Below are 16,460 nucleotides of genomic sequence, written 5' to 3' on the forward strand. Positions count from 1 at the left end.
CTTTGCTCAGCGGTTCAATTGCCGCAACAGATAGGCGCGCAGCTGCCCTGCGGTTTCGGGTGTCAGGGGATCGAGAATGCCCCGCCCGCCCTGCGGGATGTGCGCGGTCACCTCGTCGCCGGGGTCGAAGACATAATGATCGAAGACGCTGCGCCAATGCGCGCGTTCGGCGGGCGGAAGGTCCCGGATCGCGAGCAGCGCCGCCAGCAACGCATCGTGCGGCTCGGCGAGCCAGACCGCGCGTGTACGCCACCAATAGTTGATCATGACGTTGAATTGGTCGAGCGCCTCGACATGGTGCCACCACAGGCTGGGGATGCGCAGCGCATCGCCCGGCGCCAGCACCACCGTCCGGGCGTGGCGGAGCGCTTCGCGAAATCGCGGAAAGCGCGAAAAATCGGGCGCGTGAAAGTCGACCATGCTGATCGCGCGGCCGCCGGGCGTGTTGTCGAGCGGCCCGGGATAGAGATTGGCGAACTGGTCCGGCGGGAACAGCGTGAAGCGGCGATGCCCCACCGCGGTGCAGACGAGGTTGTCCGGCTCGTCGCAATGCGCCGCGACGCGGGTAGCGGTGCCGATCCAGATCGTCGCGGCCAGCCCTTGGCGGGGGGTGAGCGGCACCCGGTTCGCCTCGGCCAGCCCGGGGAAGAAGCGCGGCACATCGGTTGAGGCGATGTAGCGCAGCGGTGCATCCGCCTGCCCTTCGTCCGCTTCCATCGCCGCAAGGATGGCATCGATGCGGCCGCGGCGGGTACGGTGGTTCATCGCCATGTCGGCATCGTAGAAGATGCGGGCGCCGGCCCCGGGCACTCCTTCGGCATAAGTGCAATCGGTGTCGCGGGCGAAGCCGGCGAGATAGGCGCGCGCCACTGTCGCACCCTTCACGCCCGCTGCGACGAGCGGCCAGTCGGCCACGAGGCCGCGAACCACGAAGGGATTGTCGCTGCGCGTCAGCGCCGCGTCGAGCGCCCAGCAGTCCGCAACCGCGATCTCCGCCACCGGCCGCAGCCCGTCGAACAGATCGGCCGGATCAGGCATCGGCTGTCCCGCGCTGCTGCCGGGCGATCAGCGGCGCCAGGTTCGCGAGCGATGCCAGTGCCATGGTGATCGGCAGAAGATGCCCGTCCCGATGCAAATCGCCGAGCGCCTGCCCGTCGAGCGCGGCGAAACGCTCCTCATGGATACCGTGGAAGTCGACGATCTGCCGGGCATTCCCCGCGCCATCGTCGAAGCGGATCGACACCGGCTCGATCAGGTCATGTCGTTCGAGCGCGTCGAAGAAATCGGGTGCGGCGCGATAGCCGCGGTCAAGCCTGCCCAGCCCGTCGAGCACGGCAGCCAGATAGTTGCTCGGTACATCGCCGGCGTCGAACAACGGGGAAGCGGCGTCATAGCCCGCTGCGCCCGGCACCAGCACGCGCGGGCTAGCGGCATCGAGGTGCAGTTGCGGCACCTCGCCTCCAGCCGGTGGCGGGCCGATCAGGAACGGCCGGGTCGCCATCGCCAGCGGCAGATACGGCGCATCCCAGCGGTCCCCGTCGAGATAGAGATTGTCCTCCGGCGCGAAGCCGAACAGGGCCACCGCCTGGAAGCCGTCGCGGGCAGCGTTGCGCTGGAACAGAATCGGATAGGCATTCTGCACCTGGCGGAACTCGTCCGGCACGACGAGACAGAGCTGGACAGCGTCGCCAAGCGCGGCTCCCCGGCGCCGGTCGATCCGGATCGCGCGATGCGCCTCCGCGGTCACGAGCTGGTGATCGGTCATGCGAAGTCCCCCTTGCCCCACCGGCGGCGTTGGCACGTCGCGCGGCGGGGCGGAAGGGCCTTGGGGTATAGTCTCCCCAAGGCCGGTATCGTCAGAAACGGTAGCGCAAGCCCACCGTGTAGCGGGCATAGCCCGGCGCGGTGACGGTCACGTAACGATCCGTCCGCTGGTGCGCACGCCGTCCCTGGCCGGTGAGATTGATGCCCTCGAAGAACAGCGAGGTGCGCGGCCGCACTTCCCAGCTCGCGCTGGCGTCGATCTGGCCATAGGCTTCGGTGTAGCTCGGATTGGATCCCGCACCCGACAGGAACTCCGCGCGCCAGTTATACGCGACACGCGCCTGGATACCGTTCTTGTCGTAATAGCCGATGACGTTCGCCGTGTCGCTCAGGCCTACCAGTGCAAACTGGTTCACCGTTGCGGGCACGTTGTTCTTGTAGTGCACGTCGCCGTCGACGATCGTGTAGTTGAGGATCATCCCCAGGCCGGTGTCCCAGAAGCCGTGCTGGATGGCGAATTCCCAGCCGTGCACGTTGGCGGTCTGATCGTTGTTGACCGGCGTGTTGACGGTGAACTGCACCGGCGCGTCCTCCGGCAGGCCCAGAATGTCGCCGGTATAGGCGCCCGGGGTACCGCCGGTGATCACCACCGAGTTCGGATAATTCTTGAAGATGTACTGGCGGATGTCGTTCGACGTCGCCGCCGCGCCGAGCGCCGCCACGGCCGCGCGATACCGGGGGCCATCCGCCGGGTTGGTCAGGCCGAATACCGGACGCTTTACCTGGCCGGTACCGATGAAGTTCACCACCGACTTGTGGAAATAGCCGACCGAAATGTAGCTCTCGGGCTGGTAGTACCACTCGGCGGAGAAATCGATGTTCTTCGACTTGTACGGCAGCAGGCCCGGATTGCCCTGGCTGCCGGTGCCGCCGTCGACCCGGAACAGCGAATCGATCGTCTGGCCGCCCTGCAGGCTGCCATAGTCGGCCCGCGCGATGGTGTGGCCGTAGGACGCACGCAGCTTGACGTTCTTGAGCGGCGAGATGTCGAAGTCGAACGACGGCAGCCAGTTCTGATAGGCGCCGCTGAGCGTCGTGTAATCGCTCTTGCCCGAATAAACGACGTTGAGTTCGTTCGCCGAGACCCATTTGGTGCCGGTCGCCACCGGTACCAGCGCGGCGCTGTCGACCCAGGTCTTCTCATAGCGTAGGCCGGCATAGAAATGTGCCGGACGACCGAAGGCGTCGAACTTCACATTCGCCTGGAGATACGGCGCGAGCGTCTTTTCCTGGATGTTCCGATCGACCGTATATCGCGCCAGGCACGTGTCGGGCCCGAGCGGCGTGCCGCTCTGCGGCTTGGAGCACATCTTGTAGAGGTTCTCCAGCGAGCCGACGAGGCTCTCGAAGTTCTTCGTGAAGATCTTCTGGATGAGCAGGCTGCCGTCGGTCTTCAGGCCCGGATATTTGTCCGGAATGGTCGCGATCGAGAAGAGGCTGTCCGGCAGGTCGGACGCCGGACCCGCGCCGCCCCAGGTATTGTTCTGCAGATAGCCATAGGCGGAGCGCACCTTGTTATCGACATAGGAGATGCCGAAGTCGACACTGTCGAGCAGCCCGCCATGTTCGTAACGGCCCTTGAACTGGACCTGGTTGATCCGGTCGCGGAACAGGCCGTTGCGGAAGGAATTGCCGGTCGCCTGGATGCGCGAGGCGTCGAGGAGATCGATGCCCGGCTGCATCTGGATCGACAGCACCGGCATGTAATGGGTGAAATCAATCGTCTGGCTGGCCGCACCGAAGATGGCGGTGCTGACCGACGTGCTGGTACCGTATTTGTTGGTCGGCGCAGAACGCGCAAGGGAATGATGGCCGTCCACCTCGAACGAGAAGGCACCCTCCGGCTTCCACTGCAGATTGCCCCCGATCGAATTGTTTTCGCTCTGGTTGGCGCTCAGGTTGCTGACGTAGGAGACGTCCTTGCCCTCGCTCGCCTTGAACCGCTCGGTGTAGAAGATCGGGCTCGCCACCGCGCCGCCGGTCCAGCTGCTGACCGTGTCGTTGTTGTTGAAATAGACGCCGATGCTGTTGCTGCGCACGGTCACCCGGTTGCGCGAATAGGTGTAGTCGATCGTGCCGGTCAGCGCGTCGGACGGTTTGAACTGCAGCACCGCCTGGCCGTTGATCCGCTCGCGCTCGATGTCGTTGATGCCGATCCCGGCATTCTGCGGCACGGTATAGATCTGATCACCGGTCGGGCGGTTGGTGATATTGGCGTAGCGCGGATCGCCCGGCTGGGCGAGCTCGCCCGCCTTGTCGGATCCGGTGCGGCCGTTCTTCCAGCCGACATAGGCCTCGTTGTTGCCCGCCTTGCGCTTTTGGTAGGTGCCCGTGAGCAGGATGCCGATGCGATCGTCGAGGAAGCTGTCGCTGACGATGCCGGAGACCTCGGGGGTGATCGGCGTGGTGCGCTTGTTGCCCGAGCTGTCGTACATGCCCGAGACGGCGACGCTGCCGTGCAGACCCGGCTTGTCGAGCGGCCGCGGCGTACGAATGTTGATCGTGGAGCCGATGCCGCCGGACTCGATATCGGCCCTGCCGGTCTTGTAGACCTCGACCACGGCGATGCCGTCGGACGAAAGATTGGCGAAGTCGAACAGGCGCGAGGTCGGCGCGGTTGCGCCGCCGTCGAGCGTCGACGTGGGCATCTGGCGGCCGCTGAGTGTCACCAGGTTGTAGTTGGGGCCGAAGCCACGCACGGTAACCGTCGAACCCTCGCCGATCGAGCGGTCGATCGAGACGCCGGTGATGCGCTGAAGCGATTCGGCGAGATTGGTGTCCGGAAACTTGCCCATGTCCTCTGCGGTGATGCCGTCGACCACGCCCTGTGCATCCCGCTTCAGCGCAAGCGATTCGCGCAGGGATGCGCGAATGCCCCCGGTCACGACGATATCGCCATTGGCTTCCACCTCGGGCGCGCCGGTCGCATCCTGCGCCGCAGCGATCCCCGGCATCGCCAGCAGCGCCAGGGACGAGATCCCCGCACGCCAAAGCGTCGACTTCCCTGCATGTTCACGTGTCATATCGGCTCCCCGCAATGTGCATGAATCATGGAATGCCATGATGTGAACGTTCACATACAAACATTCGTATCGGGGTCAACAAGTCACATTTTCGTAGCATTTAGCGCTGATATCGTTCTCTAAACTGTCATTATTTGTGGCGATGGACGCACAACGCGCCGCAAGCCTCCTGCCGCCCCGAATAGGTAGGAACGACGTTGGCATGGCGGGCTGAAAGCCGTATCCGCAGGCGCGCATGATCGCGCCGACGCCCCCCGTAACAACCGAGAGCGCCGCGCGGAACTGGCGCTTCCTGCTGCTTTTCGCGCTCGCGAACGCGGGCGGCACCATCGGGTATCTCCCGCTGTTCACGGTATTCCTGCCGATCAAGGTGGAAGCCGTCGCCGGCGCGGATCGACTGAACCTGTTCACATTGGTCGCCGCCATCGGAACGATCGCCGCCATCGCAGCCAATATCGGCTTCGGCTGGCTGAGCGACCGGTCGCACCTGCGCGGCCGGGGCCGACGAGGCTGGTTGCTGCTCGGTATCGTCGGGCTGGCTGTCGCCTATGCGCTGTTCGCCCGCGCACAATCGCCGGTGGGGGTGCTGATCGCCGTCGTGGCCGTGCAATGCGCCGCCAATGCCGTGCTTGCGCCGTTGCTCGCGCTGATGGCGGACGAAATACCAGACGCGCAAAAGGGCTTTACCGGCGGCCTGCTTGCCCTGGCCAATCCGATCGGCGCGGCCACCGCCTGGGCGTTGGTGAAGCTGCCGGGGATGACCGAAACCGGGCGGCTCGGCCTGCTCTCGCTCGCGATCGCGCTTCTGATCGCGCCGCTCGCCTTCTCCGCCGCGCGCAGGCTCCCTTCCCAGCCCCCGCCCCTCGCCCGCAGCCTGGCGCGCCGCAACCTGGCTGCCGCCTGGGTCGCGCGACTCCTGCTTCAGGCGGCGGGCAACGGGCTGACCCTCTACCTATATTATTATTTCGCCGACCTCCCGCCCCGGCAGAATGCTGCCGAAGCAGCGGACTTTGTCGGGCGCACGCTGGTCCTCGCATATCTGCTGCCGCTGCCCTGCACCTTGCTGCTCGGCAGGCTTTCCGACCGGATGGCGCGGCGAAAGCCGTTCCTGCTGGGCGCCGCCGCAGTCACCGCCGGCGGCCTGCTGGTGATGGGACTTGCAGATGCCCGGCCGATCGCGGTGGCAGGGTTCCTGATCTATGCCGTCGGCGCGCAGCTGTTCATGGCGCTGCATGGCGCCTTCTGGATGCAGGAATTGCCGAGCGAACGGCATCGGGGGCGCGATCTCGGCATTCTGAACCTCACCAACACGCTGCCCGCGCTGGTCGGCACCGGCATCGCCTGGATCGTCGCAACCCCGGGGAGCTTCGCGCCCTTGCTGTTCCTGTTGTCCGGCCTCACCCTTGCCGGCGGGCTGGTGATGCTCAGCGTGCGGGAACCATCCGCCGGTGCTCAGGGATAAGCGAGCAACCGCTGCATCGAAGCACCGGGCCGCGCTGCCGGGCCCTTGTCATTGACCAGATGCTCGATCGTACCCACCCCGCCGCCCAGCGACATGGTGGTCACATGCCGAAAGCGCACGCCCGGCCGCCCCGGCGCCTCGATCGCGCTTTCCAGCACAATCTGCGGGTTGGTGCGGAAATAGACATAGATGCCCAGCGCCACAGCCTCATGCTCGCGCACCCGGTCGTCCACCTTATAGGCGGCCCAGCCGCGCGTCGCGCCGGCCATCCAGGCGGACTGGACGGGCGGGTCGTACGGCAGCTCGTTCTGGTAGAAATAGGTCCGCCCGCGTTCGCCGCGCCACCAGGTCTGGTAGCGCTGGAAATGCTCGACGAACAGCGCATAGGCCGTCACGTCGTCGCCGTTGACGACCAGTCCGTGATCGCCGGTGCTCTCGTCCCAGCCAACGTGAACGCGGGTGCCGTCGACATCGCCGTGATCCGCACGCCAGATCCACAGATGGTCGGCAAGAACGTGGTGGCCGTTGATCTCCAGGCACGTCTCGACCTTGCCTGTCTCGACGCCGCCGACACGGAAGAACAGGTCCGCCAGCAGCACGGGGTTGTGGCGGTGATCGCCCGCACAGCCGCGCGGCCCGACCTGCATCAGCACCGGCGAGCGCTCGGCACCCGCGTCGATCATCAGGCCTGCGACCGTGACGCCGGGAACATCGTCCACTTCCAGCACCGCCGTGCCCGCCACTGCCTGCAACGTTGCCAGGCCGATACCGAGCAGCACGCGATTGGCGCTCCGCACCCGGATCGGCGCATCAAGCCGGTAGACGCCGGGCGTGAACAGCAGATGCTGCCCCCGATCCAGCGCGGCGTTGAGCGTCGCCGCATCCATGTCCGGTCGCGCAAGGAAGAAATGGGCGAGCGGCACGGCACTTCCGCTCGTGCCGCGCTCTCCCCAGCTGGGTCCTACGCCGTCACGGCGGAGCGCGGGCATGAAGACGGACCAATGGCCCGCCCCGTCCACCTGCAGGAACGGTTTTTCCCGCAGCAGCGGCACGCGCAGCAAGCTCGTCACCGCAGGATGCGGGAAACTTGTCGCCGGCGCACCGTCAACGCCCTGGAACATCATGTTCCAGTTCACGCCCCGCCAGCCGCCGATCCGGCTGCTGCGGCTATACCATTGCTGCTGGCTACCGGCGCGGATCACGCCCTCGATCCGGCAATCGGCGAGGAAGCCGCCGCTTGAAGACCCACCATCGTCGAGCAGCAGATCGCCGAACATCTGGATGCGCCGATACGGCGCTGCCTGCGATACGGCCCAACGATTCCACCCTTCCGGTGGGCGCACCGTCAGGTTTTCCGCACCGCGCCAGAAATTGGCCAGCGCATCGCCCTTCAGCCACTCCGCATCGACGCGGACAGGGCCGTCGATCGTCACGTCCCCGGGCATTTCGCCAAGCCCCAGCACCTGGGTGAAAAAGCCCACCCGCACATCGACCGCGTACCGCCCGGGCCGGAACAGAATAGCAAAGCGCCGGTCCGTGAAATGCGCCGCCTCCTGCTGCGCGAAGATCGCATCGATCCGCGCCTGGATCGCCGGCGCGGGCATCGAAGGATCGATTACCAGCACGTTCGGCCCGAAATCGGGCACCATTTCCGGCTCCATCCGCACCTCCGCATCCGCCGTCAGCGGCGCCCCCGAAGCGATTGCCGCCGCGATAAGCCCGATGTCGCCCACACGACGGACCGCCGCGCGCCGGCCTGCATCGGGGGGACCGCCCCGCTCCCTGTCGTTCAACCAGCGTCCCCGTCAGGCGAAATCGAGCTGGGCCCGGCCATGCGACACGATAGCGGTGCGCGCCGTCTTCACCGGCGCGCCCGGATCGGTCACCTGATCCACCGTGCGGAACCGCGCCTGCCACTCATTCCGCGTGACCTCGCACAGCAGATAGCCGCGGCGGTCGTTCATATATTTGAGGTAGGGATTGTGCCCGAGAATCTTGTCGCTGCCCGCCCGCACGTCGGCGCCGTCGCCGCCCGAGCTGATCGAGGTGGAGACGAACTCCACCGCCACCGCCTCGCCCTGCCCGCCGCGGGTGCGCAGCTCGCCGGCATAGTTCTGGTGCTCGTCGCCGGTCAGCACCACGACGTTGCCGTGGCCGGCGAATTTCGAGAACAGCCGCTCGCGGGGGCGATCATAGCCGCCCCAACTGTCCATGTTGCGGATCGGCGCCGGCTCGTCGCCCATGCGGCGATCGAGCGGCATCATCATCACCTGCTGGGCGACGGCGTTCCAGCGTGCCTTGCCCTCGGCGAGATTGCGGCCGAGCCATGCTTCCTGGGTGCTGCCCAGCACCTGCGCATCGGCGGCATCCCAGCCCGCGCACTTCGCCTTGAACCCGTCGTCGCAGGGCTGGTCGGTGCGGAACTGGCGGGTGTCTAGCAGGTGCAGGTCGAGCAGGTCGCCGAAACGGGCGCGGCGATAGGCCTGAATCGAATCGCCCTTGGGGATCGAGGTGCTGCGCACCGGCATATGCTCGTACCAGGCCTGGAAGGCGGCGGCGCGGCGGAGCAGGAAGGCCTCGGGCGGCGTGCCGTTCTGGTCGCGGTCGCCGACCCAGTTGTTCTGGATCTCATGATCGTCGAAGGTCGCGTACCAGCCGGTCGCGGCATGCGCGGCCTGAAGGTCCGGGTCGGTCTTGTACTGGGCATAGCGGCGGCGATAATCGTCGAGGCTGAACGGCTCCTCCCCGACATGCGCGCGGATGAACTTCCTGGGATTGCCGCCATAATCGAACGCCACCGGGCTTGCGCGGCCCTCGTAGATGTAATCGCCATAGTGAAAGAGGAAGTCGGCCTCTTCGCGCGCGGCATGGGCATAGGCGGTGTACAGCCCCTGCTCGTAATGCTGGCACCCGGCGACAAGGAACCGCGCCTTCTCCACCGACGCGCCGGCAGCGGGCAGCGTCTTGACCCGGCCACGCATCGAGCGTTCGCGGCCGCAGATGAAGCGATACCAATAGGGCCGATCGGGCTGGAGCCCCGCCACCTCGACATGCACCGAATGGCCCAGTTCGGGCCGGGCCAGTGCTTCGCCCTTCGCGGCGACCGTCTTGAAGCCGGGGTCGGCGCCGACTTCCCATTCCACAGCGATGGGCGCCATCGGCATGCCGCCATGCGGCTCCAGCGGCTCGGGTGCGAGCCGCGTCCACAACACAAACCCGTCCGCGGACGCGTCGCCGGCCGCGATGCCCAGCGTGAAGGGATAGGCCCGGAATATCTGCTGGGCGCGCAGGATGCCCGGCGTGCCCAGCACCAGCAGCGATCCTGCAGCCCCCAGCAACAGTTCGCGTCGTGTCGTGTGCATCCTTTGTCTCCCTCGCGCCGTGCGGCAGGCGCCCGCTTCCATCACTGGAGGGATGCAAACCGCATTTGCAGCGCATGGCAAGCGAAGATGACAGAAATGTGAACGTTCACATAATGACGGCGAAATGCGGAGCTAGCGTCGTTATTTCCCGCCGTCGCGCGCTGCTGGCGCGGGTGAGCCGGTAGCGGACCGCCGTCACGACCTTGTCGTCGCAACAGGGCGACTGGTTGAGCCGCTCGAGTTCGTCAAGCTCGGCGCGCATCTGGGTGTGGTGGCGGCGCAGGTCTTCCATCCGGCTCTTATAGGCGGCCGGACACGCCTGTATCTCAACAAAAGCTTGTTTTGCTGATGCTTACTGCGTCCAGTCGAGCATGTCGGCCGTCACCCAGCCATAGACATAGTTGAGGTAGAACGCAGCGAACAGCACCGCCGAAAGGATGGTGGTGCGCACCACGATCTTGGTCGGGTTGAAGCTGTGCGGCGCGCTCGGCGCCTGGCCGGGGACGAGCGGCACGCCCGCCTCCTCGCTGGTCCGCACCCCGAAGGGCAGCACGAAGAACACCGACATCGCCCAGAAGAGCGTATAGATCGCGAGCGCCGACTGCCACTTCATGGGGAGAGGTTACGCCTCGATCAGCAGCACGTCCACTACCGGCTTCTTGCCGGTGAAGCGCACCGCGACCCGCCGTACCGCAAGGCGCAGCGACTCACGCAGCTTCTCGCGATCACGCCAGTCTTTCCTGACTGCCTCGGCGGCGGCCTCGGCAGCGGCCTCGATCAGGTCCTCGCGGTCCTCTTCCACCGGCACGCCCTGGACGCGGATCTGCGGCGCGCCAAGCAGCTTGCCCTTGCGATCGATCGCCACCGCGACCGACATCTGGCCGTACAGCGCGATCCGCCGCCGCTCGCCCATCGTCGCGCCATCGGCAGGCAGGATTACGTCGCCATCGAGCACCAACCGGCCAACCGGCGCATGGCCGATCTTCGCGGGGCCGTCCGGCGCGAGGCGGATGATTTCGCCATTCTGTTGCTTCACTGCCTTGGGTACACCCTGCTCCAGCGCGAAGCGGGCCTGCTCGTGCATGTGGCGGATCTCGCCGTGCACCGGCACGATGATCTCGGGCCGTATCCACTTGTACATCTCGGCCAGTTCGGGCCGCCCCGGGTGCCCCGAGACGTGGACGAACGCCTGACGATCGGTGATGATGTCGACGCCCTTGTCGGCGAGCGTGTTCATGATCTTGCCGATCGCGATCTCGTTGCCCGGGATCTGGCGCGAGGAAAACACCACCAGGTCGCCCTGATGGAGCTTGAGCACATGGCTGCCCTCGGCGATGCGGTTGAGCGCGGCGCGCGGCTCACCCTGGCCGCCGGTGGCGACGATCAGGACGCGCGAAGCAGGCAGCGTCATCGCCTTGTCGAAGTCGATCAGTTCGGGGAAGTCGCGCAGATAGCCGGTCGCCTTGGCGACGCGGATGATCCGATCCAGCGAACGTCCGGCGACGCAAAGCTCGCGCCCGGTGTCGCGCGCCACATCGCCCAGCGTTTGCAGCCGCGCCGCGTTCGAAGCGAAAGTGGTAACGAGCACGCGCCCCTTCGCGGCCGCGACCACCTGGTCAAGCCCGGTGCGCACGTCCGCTTCCGAGCCCGAGGCTTCGGGGTTGAACACGTTGGTCGAGTCGCACACCAGCGCGAGCACGCCCTTGTCGCCGATCGCCGTCAGTTCCTCGGCCGTCGCCGAACCGCCCAGCGACGGCGCCTCGTCGAGTTTCCAGTCGCCGGTGTGGAACACCTTGCCGTACGGCGTCTCGATCAACACCGCATTGCCCTCGGGGATCGAGTGGGCGAGCGGCGTGTAGGTGATCGTGAACGGGCCGATGTCGAACGGACCCTCTTCCTTGACCACGTTGAGCTCGATCCGGTCCTCGATGCCTTCCTCGGCCAGCTTGCCGTGGATCAGGCCCGCGGTGAACGGCGTCGCATAGAGCGGTACGCCGAGATCGGCCGCGAGATAGGGCAGCGCACCGATATGGTCCTCATGCCCGTGCGTCAGCACGATGCCGAGCAGGTCGTCGACCCGGTCCTCGATGAACTGGAGGTCGGGCAGGATCACGTCGATGCCCGGGTAGCTGGCATCGCCGAAGGTGATGCCGCAATCGACCATCACCCATTTGCCCTCGCAGCCATAGAGATTGACGTTCATGCCAATCTCGCCCGAGCCGCCAAGGGCCAGGAAGAGCAGTTCGTTTCTTGGGGTCACTTAATTTCCTTGCTGGCTGCGTTCCCACAGCATCGCCAAGCCCTGAATGGTAAGATCGGGCTCGATCGTATCGAACACCGATGTATGCTTTTCGAAGAGAATCGCCAGCCCACCCGTCGCAATAACCTTGGACGGGCGCCCCACCTCGGCCTTGAGCCGCGCGACCAGCCCCTCGATCATCGCGATATAGCCCCAATAAATGCCGATATGCATCTGATCGACCGTGTTGCGGCCGACCACGCTGGCGGTCTCGGGTGCGGAAATGGCGATCCGGGGAAGCTTGGCGGCGGCCGTTACCAGCGCGTCCAGCGACAGGTTGATGCCCGGCGCGATGATCCCGCCCTTGTACGCCCCGCGATAGTCGACGACATCGAAGGTGGTGGCGGTGCCGAAGTCGATGATCAGCAGGTCGCCTTCGTGACGTGCATGCCCGGCAAGCACGTTGAGCGCGCGATCGGCACCCAGGTTCTGCGGCTCGTCCACGTCCAGCGGAAAGCCCCATTCGGCGCTGCCCTTGCCCGCGATCACCGCTTCGGTCTTGAAATATTTGCTGGCGAGCACCTGAAGATTGTGGAGCGCGCGGGGCACGACGGTGCCGATGATCACCCCGGTCACCGCGCCTCGGTCAAACCCCTCCAGTGCCAGCAGCTGGCTGAGCCAAACGGCATATTCGTCGGCGGTGCGGCGCGGGTCGGTGGCGATGCGCCAGCGCGCGCGGATCTCGCCGCCGTCGACCAGCGCGAACACGACATTGGTATTGCCGGCGTCGATCGCGAGCAGCATCGCCCTTCCCTCTTCTCGTTACAGCAGGAACACGTCGCCCGCGTGAATGGCACGGGTCGTCCCATCGGCCAAGCGCAGGATCAGCGCGCCGCTCGAATCCAGCCCCCCGAAAAGCCCGTCGAAGCTGGAGCCATCGGCGAGCCTGGCGGTGAGCGCCGTTCCCTCGGGATGCGCCTTGGCGAGCCAGCGCTCGCGCACCGGCCACATGCCCTCGCCCCGCCAGCGCTCCAGCCAGCGGCCGAAACTCTCGGCGAGCACCTCGGCAAAGATAGGGGGGGTGACGGCAACCCCATGTGCGGCGAGACTGGTCGCGGCACGGTCCAGCCCCTCGGGCGCTGCCGCCAGATTGACGCCGATGCCGACCGCGATCGCATCCCCTGCCCGCTCCAGCAGGATGCCCGAAAGCTTGGCGCCGCCGATCAGCAGGTCGTTCGGCCATTTGAGCATGGGCTCGATGCCGAACGCGCGCACCGCCTCTTCCAGGGCGACCGCCGACAGCAACGCCAGCGTTGCCGGCGAAGGGTCGGTCGGGCGTACCCGGACAAGCGTGGAAATGTAGAGATTGCCCGAGGGCGAAACCCAGGCACGCCCCTGCCGGCCCTTGCCGGCGGTCTGGCGTTCGGCCCGGAGCCACAGCCCTTCCCCGGCGCCCGAAAGCGCCAGGGAAAGGATGTCGGCATTGGTAGACCCCGTCTCGGCGACGGTCCGGATCACAGGGATCAGAACAGCGCCTTCGCCGCGACCAGCGACCAGGTGCCGAGCGCACCGAACACCAGCCAGCCGATCGGCGAGATGACGACCGCGCTGATCGCGATCAGGCCGCCTTCCACCAGGTCCGTCTTGCCGCCAAACGCAGGCGCCGGCTCGTCGAAGTACATCGTCTTGACGATCTTCAGGTAATAATAGGCACCGATCGTCGACGCCGCCGCACCGACGGCCGCGAACACCACCAGGCCCGAATGCATCGCCGCAATGAACACACCCAGCTTGGCGAAGAAGCCGAGCAGCGGCGGGATGCCGGCGAGGCTGAACATGAAGATCGCCATTGCCAGCGCCAGGCCCGGTCGCGTGCGCGACATGCCGGCCAGGCTCGCGATGGTCTCCACGGACTCGCCCTTCTCGTCCCGCATCTGCAGCACCACGAGGAAGCTGCCGATCGTCATCACGACGTAGATCGCCATGTAGACGAGCACGCTCGCCACGCCTTCCTCGCCGCCGGCGGCAAGGCCGATCAGCGCGAAGCCGACATTGTTGATCGACGAATAGGCAAGCAGGCGCTTGATGTTGGTCTGGCCGATGGCCGCCACGGCACCGAAGATGATCGACGCGAGCGAGGCGAAGATCACGATCTGGCGCCATTCGAAGATCGCCGGCCCCATCGCGTCAACCGCGACACGCACTGCCATCGCCACCGCAGCCACCTTCGGCGCGGACGCGAAGAAAATGGTGACCGGGGTCGGCGCGCCCTCATAGACGTCCGGCGTCCACATGTGGAACGGCACCGCCGAGATCTTGAAGGCAAGACCGGCGAACACGAACACCAGACCGAAGAGCAGACCGGTATGCTGGGGCGAGGCCAGGCCGGCATGATAGGCGCCAGCGATACCTTCGAACAGCGTCGTGCCGGCGAAACCGTACACCAGGCTGATGCCGTAGAGCAGGATGCCCGAGGCGAGCGCGCCCAGCACGAAATACTTCAGCCCGGCTTCCGCCGAACGCGTATCCCGACGCATGAAGCTGGCGAGGATATAGGCCGAAAGGCTCTGCAGCTCGAGGCCCACATACAGGCTCAGCAGATCGCCCGCCGAAACCATCATGCCCATGCCCACGGTCGAGAGCAGGATCAGCACCGGATATTCCGGACGCAGATCCTCACCCGAGGTGCGCTGAAAGAACTTCGGCGCGATCAGGATCGACACGGCTGCGGCGACATAGATCACCACCTTGGCGAAGGTCGCGAAGGCGTCGGCACGATAGAGGCCGCCGAACGCGATACCCCCGGTCGACGACGGGCCGGTAAGCGCAATGCCGGCGCCGGCGAGCAACGCCACCGAGGCCCAGCTCACCAGCTTGGTCGATGCCTGGCCACCCCAGGCGGCGACCAGCATCAGGACGATCGAGCCGACCGCGAGCACCAGCTCGGGCAGCGTCATGAGGAGTTGCATGGAATAGGACATCAGTGCGCCTCCCCGTGCGCGGAGGCTTCATGAGCGGGGGCCGCCTGCGGCGAACCCGGCGTGGGCTTGGAGTCGCTGATCGACAGGGTGTGCGCGGCGCTGTCGAGGCGCTGCGTCAGCCGCGCGACGTCGGCGCGCATCGGTGCGGTGAAGCTGGTCGGGTACACGCCCATCCACAGCACCACGGCGGCCAGCGCGACGAGCATCGCGACTTCGCGACCGTCGAGATCCGGCATCGCCTTCACATCGTCCTTGGTCAGGTCGCCCCACACCACCCGACGGAACAGGTAGAGCATATAGGCGGCGCCGAGGATGATGCCGGTGGTGCCGATCAGCGCGGTCCAGGTCGAGACCTGGTACACACCGGCGAGGCTGAAGAACTCGCCGACGAAGTTGCTGGTGCCCGGCAGGCCGATCGAGGCCATGGTGAACAGCAGGAACAGCACGGCGTAGCGCGGCATGTTGATCGCAAGGCCGCCGTACCGGTCGATCTCGCGGGTATGCAGGCGATCATAGATGATGCCGACGCACAGGAACAGCGCGCCCGAGACCACACCGTGGCCCAGCATCACCATCATCGCACCGTCGATACCGTTCGCGTTGAAGGCGAACAGGCCCATGGTGACGATCGCCATGTGCGCGACCGACGAATAGGCGATCAGCTTCTTCATGTCGCTCTGCACCAGCGCGACGAGCGAGGTGTAGACCACCGCGACGCAGGACAGCGCGAACACCAGCCACATGAACTGCACCGAAGCGACCGGGAACATCGGCAGCGAAAAGCGCAGGAAGCCGTAGCCGCCGAGCTTCAGCAGCACGCCCGCCAGGATGACCGAGCCTGCGGTCGGCGCCTGCACGTGCGCGTCGGGAAGCCAGGTGTGGACCGGCCACATCGGCATCTTCACCGCGAACGAGGCGAAGAAGGCCAGCCACAGCCAGGTCTGCCAGTTGGCCGGGAAGTCATGCGCCATCAGCACCGGGATCGAGGTCGTGCCGGTGTTCAGCACCATCGCGATCATCGCGATGAGCATCAGCAGCGAGCCGAGCAGCGTGTACAGGAAGAACTTGTACGACGCGTAGATGCGATTCACGCCGCCCCAGATGCCGATGATCAGGTACATCGGGATCAGGCCGCCTTCGAAGAAGACGTAGAACAGGAACAGGTCCTGCGCGGCGAAAGTGCCGATCATCAGCACTTCGGTCGCGAGGAACGCCGCCATATACTCGGGCACGCGCTTGGTGACCGAGAGCCAGCTGGCCCCGATGCAGATCGGCATCAGGAACAGCGAGAGCTCGATCAGCAGGAAGGCGAAGCCGTCGATGCCGAGCGCCCAGGAGAACTCGACGCCGCCCATCTTGAACAGCGTGACATGCTCGACGAACTGCCACTGCGGGGCACCGTCGCCATGCTGGAACTGGGTCCATAGCCAGGCACCGAGCGCCAGATTGGCGAGCGTCGCAAGGAGTGCCGTCCAGCGGGCGCCCTGGGCACCCACGAAGAGGCAGAGCACTGCGGCGACCGCAGGGATCGCTAGCAGGACGGAAAGGATCGGGAAGCCGGTCATTTTT

At 66.1% G+C, this 16,460-nt stretch carries 13 protein-coding genes; 1 reads left to right on the forward strand and 12 read right to left on the reverse strand.

What is annotated here, in order from left to right; translation table 11 throughout:
• Positions 1–6 precede the first annotated feature (6 nt).
• The 3 genes from A7X12_RS13685 to A7X12_RS13695 form a co-directional block, all read right to left on the reverse strand.
• The gene (locus A7X12_RS13685) at positions 7–1,038 is read right to left on the reverse strand and encodes a cupin-like domain-containing protein (protein ID WP_064312134.1); all 1,032 of its coding nucleotides are present in this window, start codon (positions 1,036–1,038) and stop codon (positions 7–9) included.
• On the reverse strand, positions 1,031–1,765 hold the full coding sequence (locus tag A7X12_RS13690) for a SapC family protein (protein WP_064312135.1): 735 nt from the start codon (positions 1,763–1,765) through the stop codon (positions 1,031–1,033). Before A7X12_RS13690 ends, A7X12_RS13685 begins: the two co-directional genes overlap by 8 nt.
• A gap of 91 nt (positions 1,766–1,856) precedes the next feature.
• Positions 1,857–4,847, reverse strand: coding sequence for a TonB-dependent receptor (locus A7X12_RS13695; protein ID WP_064312136.1), 2,991 nt, complete (start codon positions 4,845–4,847; stop codon positions 1,857–1,859).
• Positions 4,848–5,082: 235 nt separating this feature from the next.
• Between A7X12_RS13695 and A7X12_RS13700 the strand changes: the two genes are divergently transcribed.
• On the forward strand, positions 5,083–6,309 hold the full coding sequence (locus A7X12_RS13700) for an MFS transporter (protein WP_064312137.1): 1,227 nt from the start codon (positions 5,083–5,085) through the stop codon (positions 6,307–6,309).
• On the opposite strand, the gene A7X12_RS13705 is transcribed toward A7X12_RS13700, so the two are convergent.
• From A7X12_RS13705 to A7X12_RS13745, 9 genes are all read right to left on the reverse strand, one after another.
• Positions 6,300–8,102 carry an adenylyl cyclase gene (locus tag A7X12_RS13705; RefSeq protein ID WP_084445437.1) on the reverse strand — a complete coding sequence of 601 codons (1,803 nt, stop codon included), beginning with the start codon at positions 8,100–8,102 and terminating at the stop codon, positions 6,300–6,302. The genes A7X12_RS13700 and A7X12_RS13705 overlap by 10 nt on opposite strands.
• A gap of 12 nt (positions 8,103–8,114) precedes the next feature.
• Positions 8,115–9,671, reverse strand: a complete 1,557-nt coding sequence (locus A7X12_RS13710; protein ID WP_064312138.1) for an alkaline phosphatase D family protein — start codon at positions 9,669–9,671, stop codon at positions 8,115–8,117.
• Between the two features lie 106 nt (positions 9,672–9,777).
• The gene (locus A7X12_RS13715; protein WP_064312139.1) at positions 9,778–9,963 is read right to left on the reverse strand and encodes a hypothetical protein; all 186 of its coding nucleotides are present in this window, start codon (positions 9,961–9,963) and stop codon (positions 9,778–9,780) included.
• 60 nt (positions 9,964–10,023) lie between these two features.
• Entirely contained in the window at positions 10,024–10,284 is a 261-nt protein-coding gene (locus tag A7X12_RS13720; protein WP_064312140.1) for a DUF1467 family protein, read from the reverse strand.
• A gap of 9 nt (positions 10,285–10,293) precedes the next feature.
• Positions 10,294–11,931 carry a ribonuclease J gene (locus A7X12_RS13725; RefSeq protein WP_064312141.1) on the reverse strand — a complete coding sequence of 546 codons (1,638 nt, stop codon included), beginning with the start codon at positions 11,929–11,931 and terminating at the stop codon, positions 10,294–10,296.
• The gene (locus A7X12_RS13730; RefSeq protein ID WP_064312142.1) at positions 11,932–12,714 is read right to left on the reverse strand and encodes a type III pantothenate kinase; all 783 of its coding nucleotides are present in this window, start codon (positions 12,712–12,714) and stop codon (positions 11,932–11,934) included.
• Between the two features lie 18 nt (positions 12,715–12,732).
• Positions 12,733–13,428 (reverse strand): biotin--[acetyl-CoA-carboxylase] ligase, encoded by a 696-nt coding sequence (locus tag A7X12_RS13735; RefSeq protein WP_064312143.1) that lies wholly within the window; start codon positions 13,426–13,428, stop codon positions 12,733–12,735.
• Positions 13,429–13,433: 5 nt separating this feature from the next.
• Complete coding sequence (gene nuoN / locus A7X12_RS13740) at positions 13,434–14,891, reverse strand: NADH-quinone oxidoreductase subunit NuoN (protein ID WP_064312144.1); 1,458 nt, start codon at positions 14,889–14,891, stop codon at positions 13,434–13,436.
• On the reverse strand, positions 14,891–16,456 hold the full coding sequence (locus tag A7X12_RS13745; protein WP_064312145.1) for an NADH-quinone oxidoreductase subunit M: 1,566 nt from the start codon (positions 16,454–16,456) through the stop codon (positions 14,891–14,893). The genes nuoN and A7X12_RS13745 overlap by 1 nt, the downstream gene beginning before the upstream one ends.
• Between the last annotated feature and the right edge of the window lie 4 nt (positions 16,457–16,460).

This window comes from Sphingomonas sp. TDK1, from assembly GCF_001650735.1.
Taxonomy (GTDB): Bacteria; Pseudomonadota; Alphaproteobacteria; order Sphingomonadales; family Sphingomonadaceae; genus Sphingomonas.